Here is a 15,590-nt window from a genome sequence, read left to right on the forward strand (position 1 = left end):
CGGGGAGGGATGCGGGCGGCCGAGTGCGGGGACGGCCGGGATGCGCGCGGCCGGGTGCGGGGACGGCCGGGATGCGGGTTGAGTGCGGGGCGTGTGGACTGGGCGAGGGGGATGGGGGCCGTGCGGAGGGCGTGTGGGCTGAGCCAGGGGGAGATGGCTGGGCTGAGGCGGTGCGGGGCCGGTGAAGGGGGTCGGGGTCGGGGTCGGTGGAGGGGGATGCGGGCCGGGTGAGGGGATTTGTGCGGCCGAACGGGGTGACTCCGCGCGTGGCGGTCCGCCGGTGGGGGTGACGCGTGGCAGGGTCACGAGGCCATTGCCCGGTACCGACTGACGCTTTCGATCCTCCCGATCCCCGCCCCCTCCGATCGGCCAAAGGCTCCCCATGCGACTGCGTACGTCCCACCCGCTCGCCCCGACCGCCCTCGCCCCGACGGCCCTCGCCCTGTGCGTGACGCTCACGCCGACCCCGGCGCACGCGCTGGAACCCCGGCCCGCCTGCGTCTCGTCCGACACCCGCGACTTCCCGATCAAGACCCGTATCCACGGTGGCCCCGACGCCTACGAGGCCGGCGGAGGCTTCGGGACCTGGTACATCGACCTCACCAACACCACGGCGCACACCTGCGGCGCGATCCATCCGGTGGTCGTCCTCGTCGACGCGAAGCGGACGCTGCGGCCGGAGCAGGCACGGCTGGAGTTCTTCGAGGGGGAGCGGGCGCACGCGGTGACGTTCGTACGGAGCGACGAGGACGAGAACGTGGGGCCGTTCGACGACGGGTTCCCCGGGTTCACCGTGGCGCCCGGCCGCACTCTCACCGTGAAGGTGCGGCTCTCCCTGACCTCCGGCGCGACCGCGCCGAACACCGTCGTCGCGAACGCGGCCGTCGTGCAGCGGCACGAGGACGACGGCGACTGGGTGGGGGAGTCGAACGACTACCGGTTCCGCGTCGAGGACGACGGCACGGGCCAGGGCGAGGAGACGGGCCAGGAGACGGGCGGCGCCGCGGACACCGGTACCGACGCCAGCGCCAGTGCCGGTACGGGCACTCCGAGCGGCGGGACCGGCAGCGGGACGACCGTCGGCGGGACCGCGGGGACCGGTGCGGCGGCGCCGTCCGCCGACCAGCTGGCCAGCACCGGACCCGGTGCCTCGAACCGGCTGGGACTGGCCGCGCTCGCGCTCACCCTGCTCGCCTCCGGAGCCGGACTTCTCGCCCTGGCGCGGCGGGTGCGTCCGCGCCGGCCCTCGGCCTGACCGGCCAGGGACCGCGTGATCCCGGCCGGGCCGGGATCACGCCGCCCTGACTAGGCTGGGGGCGTCGGCACAGCGTCGTTCCGGCGCCCCCGGATCGAGTGCGTACGTACGCCAGGACGGCAGGAGACCCCGTACATGTCAGAGCGCAAGCCCATCGAGTCCTGGCTCACCGACATGGACGGTGTCCTCATCCACGAAGGGGTGCCGATCCCCGGCGCCGACGCGTTCATCAAGAAGCTGCGGGAGTCCGGAAGGCCGTTCCTGGTCCTGACCAACAACTCGATCTACACGGCCCGCGACCTGCACGCCAGGCTCCAGCGGATGGGCCTGGACGTGCCCGTCGAGAACATCTGGACCTCCGCCCTCGCCACGGCCAAGTTCCTGGACGACCAGCGGCCCGGCGGCACGGCTTACGTCATCGGCGAGGCGGGCCTGACCACCGCGCTGCACGACATCGGGTACGTCCTGACCGACCACGAACCGGACTACGTGGTCCTCGGCGAGACCCGTACGTACTCCTTCGAGGCCATGACCAAGGCGGTCCGGCTGATCAAGGGCGGCGCCCGGTTCATCGCCACCAACCCGGACGAGACCGGCCCGTCCACCGAGGGACCGCTGCCCGCCACCGGAGCGGTCGCCGCGCTGATCACCAAGGCCACCGGCAAGCAGCCCTACTTCGCGGGCAAGCCGAACCCGCTGATGATGCGGACCGGGCTGAACGCCATCGGCGCGCACTCCGAGACGAGCGCGATGATCGGCGACCGCATGGACACCGACGTCCTGGCCGGTCTGGAGGCGGGGATGCAGACCTTCCTCGTCCTGACCGGACTGACCACGCCGGAGGAGATCGAGCGCTACCCGTACCGGCCGTCGAAGATCGTCGACTCGATCGCGGATCTCGTCGACCGCATCTGAATCCCGGAGCGCGCCGAGCGGATCCGAAACCCGCACCGCCGCGGACTGACCCGTACGGAGCAGCGGCGGCCCCCTGAAGATGCGGGCCGCCGCCCCGAGGGGGAGTCTCCAGATATCTGGAGGTTTCACGATGCGCTCAATGCGACTCACTCTCTGTGCCGGGGCGGTGGTCGCGGCCGCGTTCACGCCCGCCGCGTACGCGGCCGACGCGGGACCGGCCGGTATCTCCGTGACACCAGCGTCCCCCGGCCCCGGCAGCGACATCCGGTTGCGGGTCATGGGCTGCGCGGGCCGGACGGGCACCGCCGTGTCCGACGCGTTCGTCTCGGACGCGCGGCTGACCGGCGGGGGCGGCGGCGGACTGACCGGGGAAACCCGCGTCCGCACCTCGCTCCACCCCGGCAGCTTCCCCGTCGAGGTCGACTGCGACGGTCACTCCGGCCGGGTCAAGGGCACGGTCACCGTCGCGGCGCCGGACTCCACCCAGAGCGTCTCCCCGCCCGCCTCGCCGATCGCCCCCGTGCACGCGGGCGGCGGCGGCACAGCCCACCTCGCCTCGGCGGACGCCAGGGCGGCCGGACCCGGCACCGGACAGGCCGTGGTCGGCCTGGTCCTCGCGAGCGTCGCCGCGGCCGCCGTCGCGGTCCGCAGCGCGCGCCGGGGCCACGACAGCCGCGACTGACATGGCCGAACGGGAGCGTTCCCCGGGCGCCGGCCGCCTGCTGACCGGCGTGGCCTGGCTGGTGCTGCTGCTCGGACTGTGGCTGTGGGGCCGTCAGGTGACGGACCTGCGGCTGGGGATATCGGCGCCGACCACGGGGGACATCGCGGCCGTCGGACGGCCGCCGGAGGTGCGGCTGCCGCCCGCGCTGAAGCCCCTCGGGAACGCCCGGCCGCAGCGCGTCGACATTCCCTCGATGGGCGTGCAGGCCCCCGTGGTGGCCCGCGGGCTCGACCGGCGGGGCGGGATCGATCCGCCGCCGTACGAGCAGCCGGGCGTCGTCGGCTGGTACGCGGCGGGGGCGAAGCCGGGCGCCGCCGGGACCGCGCTGATGGTCGGGCACGTCGACACCGAGACCCGGCCCGCGGTGTTCTACAAGCTCAGCGCCGTCAAGCCCGGCGACACCGTCAGGGTCGTCCGCGACGACGGGACGGTCGCGGAGTTCACCGTGGACGACGTCCAGGTGCTCGCGCGCGACCACTTCGACGCCCGACAGGCTTACGGTGAAAGGCAGTCGGGCCGGGCCGAGCTGCGGCTGATCACCTGCGGCGGAACCTTCGACCGGACCAGCGGCAGCTACACGGCCAACGTGATCGTCTCGGCGTATCTCACGGGGAACGGGCCGTGAGCGGGGATACGGACGCGGCTACCGGGCCCGGTCGACGACCCGCTCCCCCGAAGCCGCCGACCGGGCTGGTCCTCGACCGCGCGCGCACGGGTTGCGGGAGTAACCCGGCGCCGGCGCGGGAGGTCTGGAGCCCGTCCGCCGGTGCGGGGCGGTCGGGCCGGAGCAACTGGCCGGGGGCCCGGGCCGCTCGAGGCCACCTGGGAACAGGTGAGCGGCAAGGCCCAGAGGCTGTCTGACGCCAAGTCCGAGACGGACGGCGCCGGGTCCTGCCCGCAGGTCGGGCGCGGTCGCTCCGGAAGCCTTCCCGGAACCGCGGATGACTATGCGTTCCGCCCACCCCGGTCCATGGCGCGGTCCGGGACCCGCGTCGCCCGTCCGTGGGGAGCCGGTGCCGGATCGCGCGCCTTCGGAGGCGGGGCTGTAACAGCTCGCCGACAAGGGCCGGGCGGCCTCGTGGGCCGCGCGGCGGGTATGTCACGATTGAGACTTAGGACGGTGCACCCGAGGGGGAGTTGCATGTACGGCAAGAGGGGTGCCGGGGCACGGGCGTCCACGGCGGTGCTGGGGGCGGCACTGCTGCTCGCGGGGTGTTCCTCCGGGGGCGACGGCGACAAGGACGAGGGTTCCGGAGCCAAGGTCACACAGCAGCCGAAGAACGCTGACCCGTTCTGGGTGAACCCGGACGGGAACGCGGCTGAGCAGGTCGCCACCTACGCCAGAGCGGGCAAGGACAAGGACGCCGAGCAGATCCGCAAGATAGCCGAGCAGCCCACCGGTGAGTGGATCGGCGCGGAGAACCCGGAGCAGGAGGCGCGCGGCTTCACCGAGGCCGCCGAGAAGGCCGACCGGGCCGCGATCCTCGTCCTGTACAACATCCCGCACCGCGACTGCGGCCAGTTCTCGCAGGGAGGTGCCGCCGACGGCGAGGCTTACCGGACCTGGATCGACGGGGTGGCGAAGGGGATCGGGGACCGCCCCGCCACGGTGATCCTGGAACCGGACGCCATCCTGCACCTGGTCAACCAGTGCACTCCGGAGGAGTTCCACGAGGAGCGTTACGACCTCCTCAAAGGCGCCATCGGCAAGCTCAAGTCCCTGAAGAACACGAAGGTGTACCTGGACGCGGGCAACGCGGGCTGGGGTCACCCCGACCAGATCTTCCAGCCGCTGCAGTGGGCGGGCATCGCCGAGGCCGACGGCTTCTCCGTCAACGTCTCCAACTTCTACTCGACCAAGGACTCCATCGCCTACGGCAAGCAGCTGGCCGCGAAGGTCGCGGGCAAGCACTTCGTCATCGACACCAGCCGCAACGGCAACGGCCCGTACACGGGCGGCAAGGCCGACGAGAACTGGTGCAACCCGCCGGGCCGCGCGCTCGGGGAGAGCCCGACGACCAAGACCGCCGACCCGCTCGTCGACGCGTATCTGTGGGTCAAGCGGCCGGGCGAGTCGGACGGCACGTGCAAGGGAGGCCCGAAGGCGGGCGAATGGTGGGCGGAGTACGCCCTGAAGCTCGCGAAGGCGTCCAAGTAGCGGCGGTTCGTACGTGAAAGGGGGCGCCCTCCGCTTCTCGCGGAGGGCGCCCCCTTTCACGTACAGGTGCGCAAATCCCCTGGAATCAGGGGACCTTGACCCACTGGGCCTTGCTCGGAGTGCCCTGGTCGTCCGTCACGAACAGCATGTACCAGCCGGACTCGACGAGATTCCGGTTCTTCGGCACCGTCACCGAGATCCCGGTCTTCGTCTTCGTGAAGTCCAGGGCGATGGACCGCTGGTCGACATCGGTGACATGGGTGGACGCGCTCGGCCGGATCAGCCGGGCCGTCTTGATGGACGAGGTGTGCGCCGAGGTGAAGTCCGCCGAGGCGCCGCGGGCGATCGTCTTCGGTCCGCCGGACAGCGAGGGCCGCGAATCCCGGTAGAGGTACGGCGGCGTGTAGATCTCGATGCGCTGCTCGAAGGTGGCCGGCTTGGTGTTGGCCTTGTCCGCGTAGAGCGAGTTGGAGCCGAAGAACATCACGCGCCCGTCGGGCAGCAGGATCGAGCCCGAGTGGTAGTTGCGGCCCACCAGCGGGTCGGCCACCCGGTCGAAGCTGTTCGACCCGGGGTTGTAGATCCGCGCCTGGAGGATGTTGGAGTCGCCGCGCCCGCGGTAGTCCTCGGAGCCGCCGGAGACCAGGACGGTGTCGTCGGGCAGGATCGAGGACTGCGGGTAGCGGGTGCCCTTCTCCAGCTCGGGACCGTCCACGAACTTCGGATTCTTGTCCAGGAGGCCGATCAGCCGGGTCTTCTTGCTGGACAGCTTGGACTCGCCGACCCCGCCGCCGCCGATCACCAGGTACTTCTCGTCCTGCGCGGGCGGCAGCAGGACGGTGCCGGACGTCTCCATCATGTTCGGGTCGCTCAGGCCCTTGAGCTTGCTGAACTTGTTGCTCTCCAGGTCCCAGACGCCGGGGTCGCGGCCCACGTCGTCGGGGCCGTAGCCGGCGTTCGCGCCCGAGTAGAAGAGCTTGCCGTTCTGCATCAGGGAGATCGCCGGGTAGGTCGGGAACTGGCGGATGCCCTTGGCGTACGTCCACTTCTTGGTCTTCGGGTCGAAGACCTCGTTCTTGCCCGGGACGAGCTGGCCGATCTCGTCCAGGCCGGAGAGGCTGAGGATCTTGCCGTCGCCGAGAGTGGTCAGCGTCGGGTACCAGCGCGCCTCGTTCATCGGGTCGACCTTGATGTACTTCTCGGCGACCGGATCGAACTCGTAGGCGTCCCGGATGCCCTGGAAGTCCTTCTTGTCCAGGGCGAGCTTCTGGGCAATGCCGTAGGTGTTGCGGGCGTCGGTCCCGGTCAGCCCCTGGACCCGGTAGTTGTCCTGGGTGCCGGTCTCGTGCTTCTGGCCGCTCTGGTGCGCCTCGACATAGATGCGGCCGAGGCCCGGGTCGTTGCGCACGAACGCGCCGGTCGCCTTGTCGAAGACCTTCTTGGCGCGCGGGACGAGCACCGGGTCCTTCGACACGAAGGTCTTGCCGTTCTTCTTGCCGGTGAACTTGGTGCCCGCGGGCAGCGTGATGGGCTTGTCGGGGTTCTCGTTGTGGACGACCATCAGCCCGCCGGCCTTGGTGACGTCGCCCTTCAGCGTCTCGTACCGCTTGGTGCCGCCGGCGATCAGCAGATTGCCGTTGGCGAGCTGCGTGTGTCCCGTGCAGAACAGGTCGGCGGGCGTCGGGATCTTCTTGATCGTGCCCTTGACCGGGTCCCAGATCCGCGTGTCGAACTTCTTCGCGTCGAAGTTGTCCTGGTTGTTGCCCGAGCCCGCGATCAGCAGGATCTTGCCGGTGTGCAGCAGGGCCGCGTGGATCGTGTTGAGCCGGTACTCCTCCGGGAAATCGATGATGTCCCAGTGGCCGTTGGCGGCTTTGTACTCCGGCTTGTTGATCGTGTACTGGTGGTACTTGTTCGTTCCGAAGCGATACAGCCACGGCCCGTTCATTCCGGCCAGCGCGAGCACCACCACCCCGGTTATGCCGAGGCGGCGGGCGCGGCGGCGACGGGCACCGTCTTTCATTTCTTACGTCCCCCAAGGGCGATCTGCATGGTCTGGTCGTTCCCCCCGTTCGCGGCGGCCCAGCTGGGCTTCTGCTGCGCGTGCGGGGCGTGTTGTTCCTGCTGCGGCGCGGGGGCCTGCTGCGGAACGTGGACGTCCTCGGGTGCCGCCGGCGGCTTCTTGCGCTCCTGGCGCATGGACCAGCGCCAGGCGAAGATCGGCGAGGCGGTGATCAGCAGGGCGAAGATCCCCCAGGTGATCATCGCGGGGTGGGAGTGCCCGAAGACGAAACCGGCGGTGATCGAGCCGGCGAAGACCAGGATGAAGAACAGGTGGATCCGGAAGGTCCCGAACAGCGTGTCGGGGCTCGCCGAATCGCCCTTGGGCGTCACCACGAACTTGCTCTTGCGGCGCAGCACGGCGTCCATGAGCGACCGCGCGTAGATCGGTGCGGACAGCGCCGACATCACCATGCCGGCGACACCGCCGGAGCCCTCCGGCTCGTGCGGCGAGACGTTGTGCCGGCGGTTCCAGATGTACAGGCCGATCTGGAGCGCCGAGGCGTTGCCGTACAGCATCAGCCAGACCGTCGGGTCGATGTTCACGCCCGATGCGCCGAGCCCGAGGAACAGGGCGCAGCTCAGCGCCGCGAGGATCCAGTTGAGCGCGGACATCGGGTAGAAGATGATCATCATCGTGTAGTTGAAGAGCTTGCCCGGAGGCATCGAGAAGAAGCCCTTCCAGTACTGCTTGAGGATCGTCTCGTAGGTGCCCCGCGACCAGCGCAGCTGCTGGGTGAAGAAGTCCGTCCAGGCGCCCGGCCCCTCACCGACGGCCAGCACGTCCGGTGTGTACACGGACTTCCACTTGCGGCCCGTCGCCGGGTTCTTGGCGCGGTGCATCTCGAAGCCGGTCGCCATGTCCTCGGTGATCGAGTCGTACAGGCCGCCGATCTGCTTCAGCGCCTTGATGCGTACGGCGTTGGAGGTGCCCACGAACATCGGGGAGCCGTAGAAGTTGCCCGCCCGCTGGATGAGGGCGTGGAAGAGGAACTGCTGAGACTCCGCGGCCTTGGTGATGGGGTTGTCGTAATTGCCGTACACCTGCGGGCCGATGACGAATCCGACATTCGGGTCGCGGAAGAAGCCGAGCATCCGCTCCAGGTAGTTGGGCAGCGGCACGTGGTCGGTGTCGACCGAGGCGAAGTAGTCGTAGTCGTCGCCGTGGGCTTCCAGCCAGGCGTTGTAGTTGCCGTGCTTGGTCTTGGCGCGGTGCGGGCCCTTGGCCTGGTTCCACTTCGCGACGCCCTTGCGGGAGAAGTGGTGCACGCCCAGGCGCGCGCAGACCTCCTTCACCTCCGGGTCGTCGCCCTCGTCGAGGAGCCAGATGTGCAGAAGCCCCCGGTGGCGCAGCTTGACGGCCGCCTCCAGGGTCTTCGTCACCATGGCGAGGGGTTCCTTGCCGGGTACGAAGGAGGTGAGGAAGGCGACTCTCGTGCCGGTTTCGGGCACCACCGGGACCGGGTCGCGGGCGACCAGGGTGGCGTGCGCGTTGGACAGCACGTTCATGCAGCGGAAGAACTCGATCAGGCCGATCGAGACCAGCATCACGATGTCCAGCGCCGGCAGGAAGTCGTAGGCGGGATAGTCGCGTTCGGTCCAGTGCTCGGGCTGGAGCAGCCAGCCGAGCAGGACCAGCGAGAGAAGCGGTGCGGCGCCCAGCATCAGGGCCGCGCGTATGCGGTGCGTCTCCTGCGACAGCAGGGAGCGGTACTGCACCTTGTACGGCTTGCCCGGATCGGGCTGCGTGAGGGGTCCCGCGAGTCGGCTGTAGTGCTCGTAGTCGTACCTCGGCAACGACTTCTTGATCCTGCGGAAGCTGCCCGTCCGGTGCGATGGCACACGAAGCTGGGTCGTCTCCGATCCGTCGAAATCCTGCCGGGCGCCCGTCGGCGTCGACGTCATGAGTCATCCCCCCGCACGCACCGTCGGGTGCGTGTTCGTCGGTTCTTTCGTTCGCTCGGGTCCCCCTCGACCCTCACGGACGCAGTCACTGGCCGGCCGGCGTCACCACATCATTCACACCATATAGACATGGAACTATGGCCTTCCGGTTGCATGATGCCCCCCTCGGCATCGTTCACGAATGGGCCCCCAGCCCCTCGTGGCCGCAACCGGTCCCGCCCCCACCTGTCTCAACTGCCGTAAATCGACAGTCTTTTGAAGCCCAGGGTTCTACGCCGTCCGTCATGATCGCAAGATGCGAAACGCGGTGTTAACCGGTCATACGCGCTCATTGGGATGTGAGTGCGAAAAGAGGATCGGCGTCCGGTCCCGGTGGCGGACATTCCGGTATGACGACGGGCCCCCTCGTCGCTGCGAGGGGGCCCGTCGGTCTGTGCGCCGCCAGGGACTCGAACCCCGGACCCGCTGATTAAGAGTCAGCTGCTCTAACCAACTGAGCTAGCGGCGCCTGCTGACGCGAAAACTGTACCCGACCCGCGGGGGTGCTCCCGACCGGGAGGGGTGCTCCGTGGCAGGTGGGAGCGGTCCCGTACATCATTCGGACCGTCAACGTGCGACACCGGATGACAGTTGAGAAACTGACGAATGTGCAGAAATGCGGACATTTCCATCTGGAGTGTGAGGGGCAGCGCATGGAGACTCCGGTATTCGAGGAACTCGATCCCGCGAGTGACTGCGACTGCCCCGGATGCGTTCACTGGCGGCGCGTCCTGCCCTTTTCCTCACGATCCGGGCCGTCCGGCCCGGTGGGCCATCCGGCGGCCCTCGCCCATGTTCGCGGCCTCGCCCGGGTGGGGCGGGCCCCCATGGCCCTCGCGCTGGCCGCCACGGCGGGCACCGTCCTCGGCGCGGTGCCCGCCGTGGCGGCCGTGCACGGTCCCGTCCGGCCCGGCCTGCCCGCGGCCGACGAGCCCGACACCCCCCAGGGCAGCAAGGAACCGCTGCACGGCCCCGCGGGGAAGCCGGCGCAGCCGGGGCAGACGGTCAAGCTGCCCGCCACCACCCGGGCCGAGATCATCAACCGGGCCAAGGCCTGGATCGACGCGCGGGTGCCGTACAGCATGAGCGAGTACTGGCGGGACGGGTACCGCCAGGACTGCTCCGGCTTCGTCTCGATGGCCTGGAGCCTGCCGGGCAACGAATGGACGGGCAGCCTCGACAGCTTCGGGGTGCGGATCACCCGCGACGAGCTCCAGCCGGGCGACATGCTGCTCTTCCACAATCCCGCCGACCCGGAGAAGGGCTCGCACGTCGTCATCTTCGGCGGCTGGACGGACTACACGCACAGCTACTACGTCGCCTACGAGCAGACCCCGCCGCAGGCCAGGAAGCAGTCCACCCCGTACGCCTACTGGACGAACTCGAGCCACTACGTGCCCTACCGCTACAAGGGGCTGAGCACGGGCGCGGGCGGTCCGGCGCCGAGCACGACGACCCGCTATCCGGGGGCCGCGTACTTCGGGCCCGGCGCGAACAACGCGTACGTCACCCAGCTCGGCCGGCTCCTGGTGGACCGCGGCGCGGGCCGCTTCTACACCACGGGACCGGGGCCGCGCTGGTCGAGTGCGGACCAGCGGGCCACCCAGGCGTTCCAGCGGGCGCAGGGCTGGACGGGAGCTGCCGCGGACGGGCTGCCGGGGCCGACGACCTGGTCCTACCTGGTCGGGAAGAAGGGCAGGAACATCCCCGGAGCGACGGGGAGCCCCGGGTCCCCGGCGCCGTCGGTGCCCGGCACCTCGCCCACCGTGCCCGCCTATCCGGGACGCGCGACGTTCCGGCCCGGAGCGAACAGCGCCCAGGTCACCCAGCTCGGGAAGCAGCTGGTCAAGAAGGGGTTCGGCACGCACTACACGACCGGTCCCGGGCCGCGCTGGGGCGAGGCGGACCGGCGCAACGTCGAGGCGTTCCAGCGGGCGCAGGGCTGGCGCGGCGGGGCGGCGGACGGCTATCCGGGACCGGAGACCTGGCGGCGGCTCTTCTCCTGAACCGGCGGTCCCGCACGGCTCGTGAACACACTTCCAGGCGCGGAGGCATGGAGGCAGCTATGAGTACGACGACGTCACACACCCCGGAGTCCGAGGGGACGCCCTCGGCGGAGCCCCGGTCCGAAACGGCGGCCGAGGGCGGCGGTCCGCGGTCCGCCCGGCTCATCCAGAACGAGGCGACCACCGAGATCCCTGTCCACCTGCTCTTCCGCGACGACCCCGAGCCGGTGTCCGTGCCGCTCGCGCCCGCCGTCGTGGGCCGCCGGCGCGGCACCGGCGAGCAGCCGAGGGTCCGGCGGCCCGCCACCGGCAGACCCCCGCGCCCGGTGCCGGAGGTGGACCCCGAGCTGGTGGAACGGCCCGCACGGGTGCTGCCCGGAGCGGCGGGTGCGCTGGCCGGGGCCTGTGGTGTGGCCGGATGCGCCCTCACCACGTGGTGGGCGGGTGTGCTGCCGCCTCCCGTGCTGGAGGCGCTGGACCTGCCCGGGGCCGCGGGTGCCGGGCTCGGGCCCGCGCAGTGGGCGGCGTACGCAGGGGCGGGCGCCCTCGGCCTGTTCGGCTTCGGCGGTCTCGCCCGCGGCCGGACCGGGCGGGCCTGGGTGCTCGGTCTGTTCGGACGCTATCGCGGCACGGTCCGGCGCACCGGTCTGATGTGGGTCAACCCGCTGGTGCTGCGCCGCCGGGTCGACGTACGGCTGCGGCACTGGCGCAGCGAGCCGATGTCCGTGGTCGACGCGAACGGGGTCGCGCTGCGGGTGGTGGTGCTCGTGGTGTGGCGCGTGAAGGACACCGCGCGCGCCACCCTCGCGGTCGACGACCATCAGGCGTATCTGCGCGAGTGCGTGGAGGCCGCCCTCTCGCGGGTGCTCTCGCAGCTGCCGGCCGAACTGCCGCCCTCCGTGGTCAAGGACCTGACCCTGCGCAACACGGACGCGGTCGGTGAGTCGCTGACCCGGATGGTGGCCGCGGACACGGCCCCGGTCGGTCTGGAGGTGTTCTCCGCGCAGCCGACCCGGATCGAGTACGCGCCCGAGATCGCCGCGGTGATGCAGCGCCGCCGGATCGCGGCCCTGGACGCCCAGCACCGCGACAGCGTGCTCGGCTCGGTCGTCGACTCGGTGGAGGACACGGTGACCCGGCTGACCCTGCGGGGGCTGGTGGAACTGGACGACTACGAGCGCAAGGCGTTGGTGAAGGACCTGACGGTGGCGTTCTGCACGGGACGCGGGGAGGTGTCCTCGTAGCGCCACCGGCGGGACGGACAGGTTCGCTATTGGTATGGACATGTTCAACTACCCGCAATAATCTGGGACTTGGTCTAGACCTGAACGACGCGCGCACAGCTCACGGGAACATCCCCCACGTCCTCCAGGAGCGCCAGCATGCGCATTCGGACGAACCAGTCCCTCACCAGCAGAAAAGCAAGGATGTACGCGGCGGCGCTCGGCCTCGCCACGGCGGGCACCTTCGTGCTCTCCACCGGCGGAGCCAGCGCCCACGGCTACACCGACCAGCCCCTCAGCCGGCAGAAGATGTGTGCCAGCGGCGGAAGCGTCGCCAACTGCGGTGACATCCAATGGGAGCCGCAGAGCGTCGAGGGCCTCAAGGGCTTCCCGGCGGCGGGCCCGGCCGACGGCCGGATCTGCTCGGCGAACCACACCAACTTCAGCCAGCTCGACCAGCCCAGGACCCCCGCGGGTACGGCCTGGCCGACGACCAGGGTCAGCGCGGGGCAGAGCTACAGCTTCCGCTGGCAGTTCACCGCGATGCACGCGACGACCGACTTCAAGTACTTCATCACCAAGACCGGCTGGAACCAGAACCACGCGCTGACCCGCGCGGACCTGGAGACCACCCCGTTCCTGACGGTCCCCTACAACGGACAGCGCCCGCCGTCCACGCTCTCGCACACCGGCACCCTGCCGAGCGGCCGGAGCGGACACCACATCATCCTCGGGGTGTGGACGGTCGCGGACACGACGAACGCGTTCTACTCCTGCGCGGACGTCACGTTCTGAGGCCCGCACGCCCAACGCCCCGGTTCTGAGCCTTCTTTGAGGCGCGGACGCCTCCGGTGCGGGTATGGTCCCCGCACGCCGACTCGACCAGGTCGGCGTGCGGGGAGCTGTTTCCGACCGACGGGGGATCGTCATGAGTGTGCTCTTCTATGTCCCGCCCAGCCTGATCATCGCCTTGATGCTGTTCGTGGTGGCCAAGCTGGTCCGCCGCACACTGGAGGTGCGCAGCGCCTGGAGCAGCGGACTGACCGCGGAGGCGCGCTGTCTGCGCTCGTACACGACGGTCAGCGGGGGCGGCCACGACACCTCCGTCACCACGACCCTGCACCACGTCTACGAGTTCACGACACGCGACGGCCGCGCCATCCGCTTCGAGGAGAGCAACGGACGCCCGACGGTCCTCGAGGGCGACATCGTCACCGTGCACTACACCGCCCAGCATCCCGACAAGGCCACGGCCCACGCGCCGAGACCGGTCAGGGCGGCCGTGGGCACCATCGTCCTGGTGGCGTTCTGCGGTGTGATCGTCGCCTTCTGCGTCGGCTTCATGGTCGTATACCACGAGATGTCCGCAAGCGGTGACGCGCTCTTCGGCGGGATCTGAGGCGCGCGCACCTGAGCTGAGGCGCGTACATCTCTCTACATCTGACGATCCGTCAATTATTGTGCGCTGCCATGGATTCCAGCAGGCGCACCGTCGGGGAGCTGGTACGGGAGCGGTGGGGCGACCACCGGCCGGGGCTGTGGTTCGAGGGCCGGGTCATCAGCCACCACCAGGTGGCGGCGGGCGCGGCGGCGCGGGCGGCGCTGCTCGCCGAGCTGCTGCCGTCCGGCGCCGAACCGCATGTGGGGGTGCTGCTCGACAACACCCCCGAATATCCCCTGTGGTTGAGCGCGGCCGCCCTCGCCGGTGCCGCCGTCGCCGGGATCAACCCGACCCGGCGCGGCCCCGAACTGGCCCGCGACATCCGGCACACCGAGTGCCGCGTCCTGATCACCGAGCGGGCCCACCTGCCCCTTCTCGACGGACTCGAACTCCCCGGCGTACGCGTCCTGGTGACCGGCACGGACGCCTACGCCGACCTCCTGAAGCCCTACGAGGGCGCGAAGCCCGGCGGCGGCGGGGCCGGCCCGGACAGCCGCTTCCTGCTGCTCTTCACCTCCGGTTCGACCGGCGCGCCCAAGGCGGCGATCTGCACCCAGGGCAGGATCGCCGCGGCCGGACTCTCGCTCGTCGACCACTTCGGGGTGCGCTCGGACGACACCCACTACATCTGCATGCCGATGTTCCACGGCAACGCGGTGATCGCCGACTGGGCCCCCGCGCTGGCGGCAGGCGCCAGGATCGCGCTGCGCCGCCGCTTCTCGGCCTCCGGGTTCCTGCCCGACGTACGGGCCTGCGGGGCCACGTACTTCACCTACGTCGGCCGTGCCGTGCAGTATCTGCTGGCCACGCCCGCCCGTCCCGACGACCGCGACAACCCCCTGCGCACGGGATTCGGCACGGAGGCCGGCGCGGTCGACGCGGCCGCCTTCGAGAAGCGCTTCGGGGCGCGGCTGATCGAGGGGTACGGCTCCTCGGAGGGCGGCGCCGCCATCCAGCGCACGCCCGGCACCCCGGCCGGGGCGATCGGACGGGCGGCGCCCTCCGACGACCTCGCCGTGATCGACCCGGCGACCCGGCGCGAGTGTCCGCCCGCCGTCTTCGCCGAGGACGGACGCCTGCTCAACGGCGCCGACGCGATAGGGGAGTTGGTGAACCGCGGGGCCAGCCCCTTTGAGGGGTACTGGCGTAATCCCGACGCCGACGCGGCCCGCCGCCGGGGGGAGTCCCCGCGGCAGGGTGACGCCGGGGCGGAAGAGGACTGGTACTGGACCGGAGACCTCTTCTACCGCGACGCCGACGGTTTCCTCTACTTCGCCGGCCGCACCGACGACCGGCTCCGCGTCGACAGCGAGAACCTCGCCGCCGCGATGATCGAGAACATCCTCGCCCGGTACGAGGACGCCGCCGCCGTCGCGGTGTACGCCGTGCCGGACCCGGTGGCGGGCGACCAGGTGATGGCGACCCTGGCCCTGAAGGAGGGGGCCCGCTTCGACCCGCTGTCCTTCGCGGAGTTCCTGCGTGCCCAGCCCGACCTGGGCACGAAGATGGCACCCCGGTTCGTGCGGATCGTGGAGCGGATGCCCGTGACGGCCACCAACAAGATCCACCGGGTGGGCCTCAGACGCGAGGGCTTCCGCTGTCCGGACCCGGTGTGGTGGCGGCCCCCGGGGGAGCCGGCGTACCGGACACTGCCGGCGGCGGACGTGGACGGACTGGTGGCCCAGTACCGGGCGCACGGGCGGGAGGAACTGCTGGCGCGGTAGGCACCGGGCGGGCGGGCCGGGCGGGCAGGTGCCCGACGGGTGGGCGGCCGGACGGACGGGAGCCGGTTCGGGCAGATGGTCGGCCGGGCGGTTGTCCGGTCGGCCGGGCGGCGGGCAGGCAGGCGCTCGGGCAGGGGGT

12 protein-coding genes and 1 tRNA gene are annotated in these 15,590 nt (G+C 70.7%); 10 read left to right on the forward strand and 3 right to left on the reverse strand.

What is annotated here, in order from left to right:
- The first annotated feature begins 382 nt into the window (after positions 1-382).
- From OOK38_RS18190 to OOK38_RS18210, 5 genes are all read left to right on the forward strand, one after another.
- On the forward strand, positions 383-1,255 hold the full coding sequence (locus OOK38_RS18190) for a hypothetical protein (RefSeq protein WP_266759158.1): 873 nt from the start codon (positions 383-385) through the stop codon (positions 1,253-1,255).
- Positions 1,256-1,390: 135 nt separating this feature from the next.
- Positions 1,391-2,170 (forward strand): HAD-IIA family hydrolase, encoded by a 780-nt coding sequence (locus OOK38_RS18195; protein WP_266759157.1) that lies wholly within the window; start codon positions 1,391-1,393, stop codon positions 2,168-2,170.
- Positions 2,171-2,300: 130 nt separating this feature from the next.
- On the forward strand, positions 2,301-2,852 hold the full coding sequence (locus OOK38_RS18200; RefSeq protein ID WP_266759156.1) for a hypothetical protein: 552 nt from the start codon (positions 2,301-2,303) through the stop codon (positions 2,850-2,852).
- A gap of 1 nt (position 2,853) precedes the next feature.
- Positions 2,854-3,519, forward strand: a complete 666-nt coding sequence (locus OOK38_RS18205) for a class F sortase (RefSeq protein ID WP_266759155.1) — start codon at positions 2,854-2,856, stop codon at positions 3,517-3,519.
- 516 nt (positions 3,520-4,035) lie between these two features.
- On the forward strand, positions 4,036-5,052 hold the full coding sequence (locus OOK38_RS18210; RefSeq protein WP_266759154.1) for a glycoside hydrolase family 6 protein: 1,017 nt from the start codon (positions 4,036-4,038) through the stop codon (positions 5,050-5,052).
- A gap of 85 nt (positions 5,053-5,137) precedes the next feature.
- On the opposite strand, the gene OOK38_RS18215 is transcribed toward OOK38_RS18210, so the two are convergent.
- From OOK38_RS18215 to OOK38_RS18225, 3 genes are all read right to left on the reverse strand, one after another.
- The gene (locus OOK38_RS18215) at positions 5,138-7,075 is read right to left on the reverse strand and encodes a kelch motif-containing protein (RefSeq protein WP_266759152.1); all 1,938 of its coding nucleotides are present in this window, start codon (positions 7,073-7,075) and stop codon (positions 5,138-5,140) included.
- The gene (locus OOK38_RS18220) at positions 7,072-9,018 is read right to left on the reverse strand and encodes a glycosyltransferase family 2 protein (RefSeq protein ID WP_266759150.1); all 1,947 of its coding nucleotides are present in this window, start codon (positions 9,016-9,018) and stop codon (positions 7,072-7,074) included. The genes OOK38_RS18215 and OOK38_RS18220 overlap by 4 nt, the downstream gene beginning before the upstream one ends.
- 434 nt (positions 9,019-9,452) lie before the next feature.
- A tRNA-Lys gene (locus OOK38_RS18225) sits at positions 9,453-9,526 on the reverse strand.
- Positions 9,527-9,710: 184 nt separating this feature from the next.
- Between OOK38_RS18225 and OOK38_RS18230 the strand changes: the two genes are divergently transcribed.
- From OOK38_RS18230 to OOK38_RS18250, 5 genes are all read left to right on the forward strand, one after another.
- The gene (locus OOK38_RS18230; RefSeq protein ID WP_266759149.1) at positions 9,711-11,063 is read left to right on the forward strand and encodes a peptidoglycan-binding protein; all 1,353 of its coding nucleotides are present in this window, start codon (positions 9,711-9,713) and stop codon (positions 11,061-11,063) included.
- 59 nt (positions 11,064-11,122) lie between these two features.
- Positions 11,123-12,307 carry an SPFH domain-containing protein gene (locus tag OOK38_RS18235; RefSeq protein WP_266759148.1) on the forward strand — a complete coding sequence of 395 codons (1,185 nt, stop codon included), beginning with the start codon at positions 11,123-11,125 and terminating at the stop codon, positions 12,305-12,307.
- A 138-nt stretch (positions 12,308-12,445) separates the two neighbouring features.
- The gene (locus tag OOK38_RS18240; RefSeq protein WP_266759146.1) at positions 12,446-13,081 is read left to right on the forward strand and encodes a lytic polysaccharide monooxygenase; all 636 of its coding nucleotides are present in this window, start codon (positions 12,446-12,448) and stop codon (positions 13,079-13,081) included.
- 133 nt (positions 13,082-13,214) lie between these two features.
- Entirely contained in the window at positions 13,215-13,685 is a 471-nt protein-coding gene (locus OOK38_RS18245; RefSeq protein WP_266759144.1) for a DUF3592 domain-containing protein, read from the forward strand.
- Between the two features lie 71 nt (positions 13,686-13,756).
- Complete coding sequence (locus OOK38_RS18250; protein WP_266759143.1) at positions 13,757-15,451, forward strand: AMP-binding protein; 1,695 nt, start codon at positions 13,757-13,759, stop codon at positions 15,449-15,451.
- Positions 15,452-15,590: the final 139 nt, after the last annotated feature.

Origin of the sequence: Streptomyces sp. NBC_00568 (genome assembly GCF_026341855.1) — a bacterium.
Lineage (GTDB): Bacteria > Actinomycetota > Actinomycetes > Streptomycetales > Streptomycetaceae > Streptomyces.

What these genes read in the sequence shown, in the direction of transcription:
- OOK38_RS18190 (WP_266759158.1), top strand. Translation starts at nt 383, where the DNA reads ATGCGACTGCGTACGTCCCACCCGCTCGCCCCGACCGCCCTCGCCCCG.
- OOK38_RS18195 (WP_266759157.1), top strand. Translation starts at nt 1,391, where the DNA reads ATGTCAGAGCGCAAGCCCATCGAGTCCTGGCTCACCGACATGGACGGT.
- OOK38_RS18200 (WP_266759156.1), top strand. Translation starts at nt 2,301, where the DNA reads ATGCGCTCAATGCGACTCACTCTCTGTGCCGGGGCGGTGGTCGCGGCC.
- OOK38_RS18205 (WP_266759155.1), top strand. Translation starts at nt 2,854, where the DNA reads ATGGCCGAACGGGAGCGTTCCCCGGGCGCCGGCCGCCTGCTGACCGGC.
- OOK38_RS18210 (WP_266759154.1), top strand. Translation starts at nt 4,036, where the DNA reads ATGTACGGCAAGAGGGGTGCCGGGGCACGGGCGTCCACGGCGGTGCTG.
- OOK38_RS18215 (WP_266759152.1), bottom strand. Translation starts at nt 7,075, where the DNA reads ATGAAAGACGGTGCCCGTCGCCGCCGCGCCCGCCGCCTCGGCATAACC.
- OOK38_RS18220 (WP_266759150.1), bottom strand. Translation starts at nt 9,018, where the DNA reads ATGACGTCGACGCCGACGGGCGCCCGGCAGGATTTCGACGGATCGGAG.
- OOK38_RS18230 (WP_266759149.1), top strand. Translation starts at nt 9,711, where the DNA reads ATGGAGACTCCGGTATTCGAGGAACTCGATCCCGCGAGTGACTGCGAC.
- OOK38_RS18235 (WP_266759148.1), top strand. Translation starts at nt 11,123, where the DNA reads ATGAGTACGACGACGTCACACACCCCGGAGTCCGAGGGGACGCCCTCG.
- OOK38_RS18240 (WP_266759146.1), top strand. Translation starts at nt 12,446, where the DNA reads ATGCGCATTCGGACGAACCAGTCCCTCACCAGCAGAAAAGCAAGGATG.
- OOK38_RS18245 (WP_266759144.1), top strand. Translation starts at nt 13,215, where the DNA reads ATGAGTGTGCTCTTCTATGTCCCGCCCAGCCTGATCATCGCCTTGATG.
- OOK38_RS18250 (WP_266759143.1), top strand. Translation starts at nt 13,757, where the DNA reads ATGGATTCCAGCAGGCGCACCGTCGGGGAGCTGGTACGGGAGCGGTGG.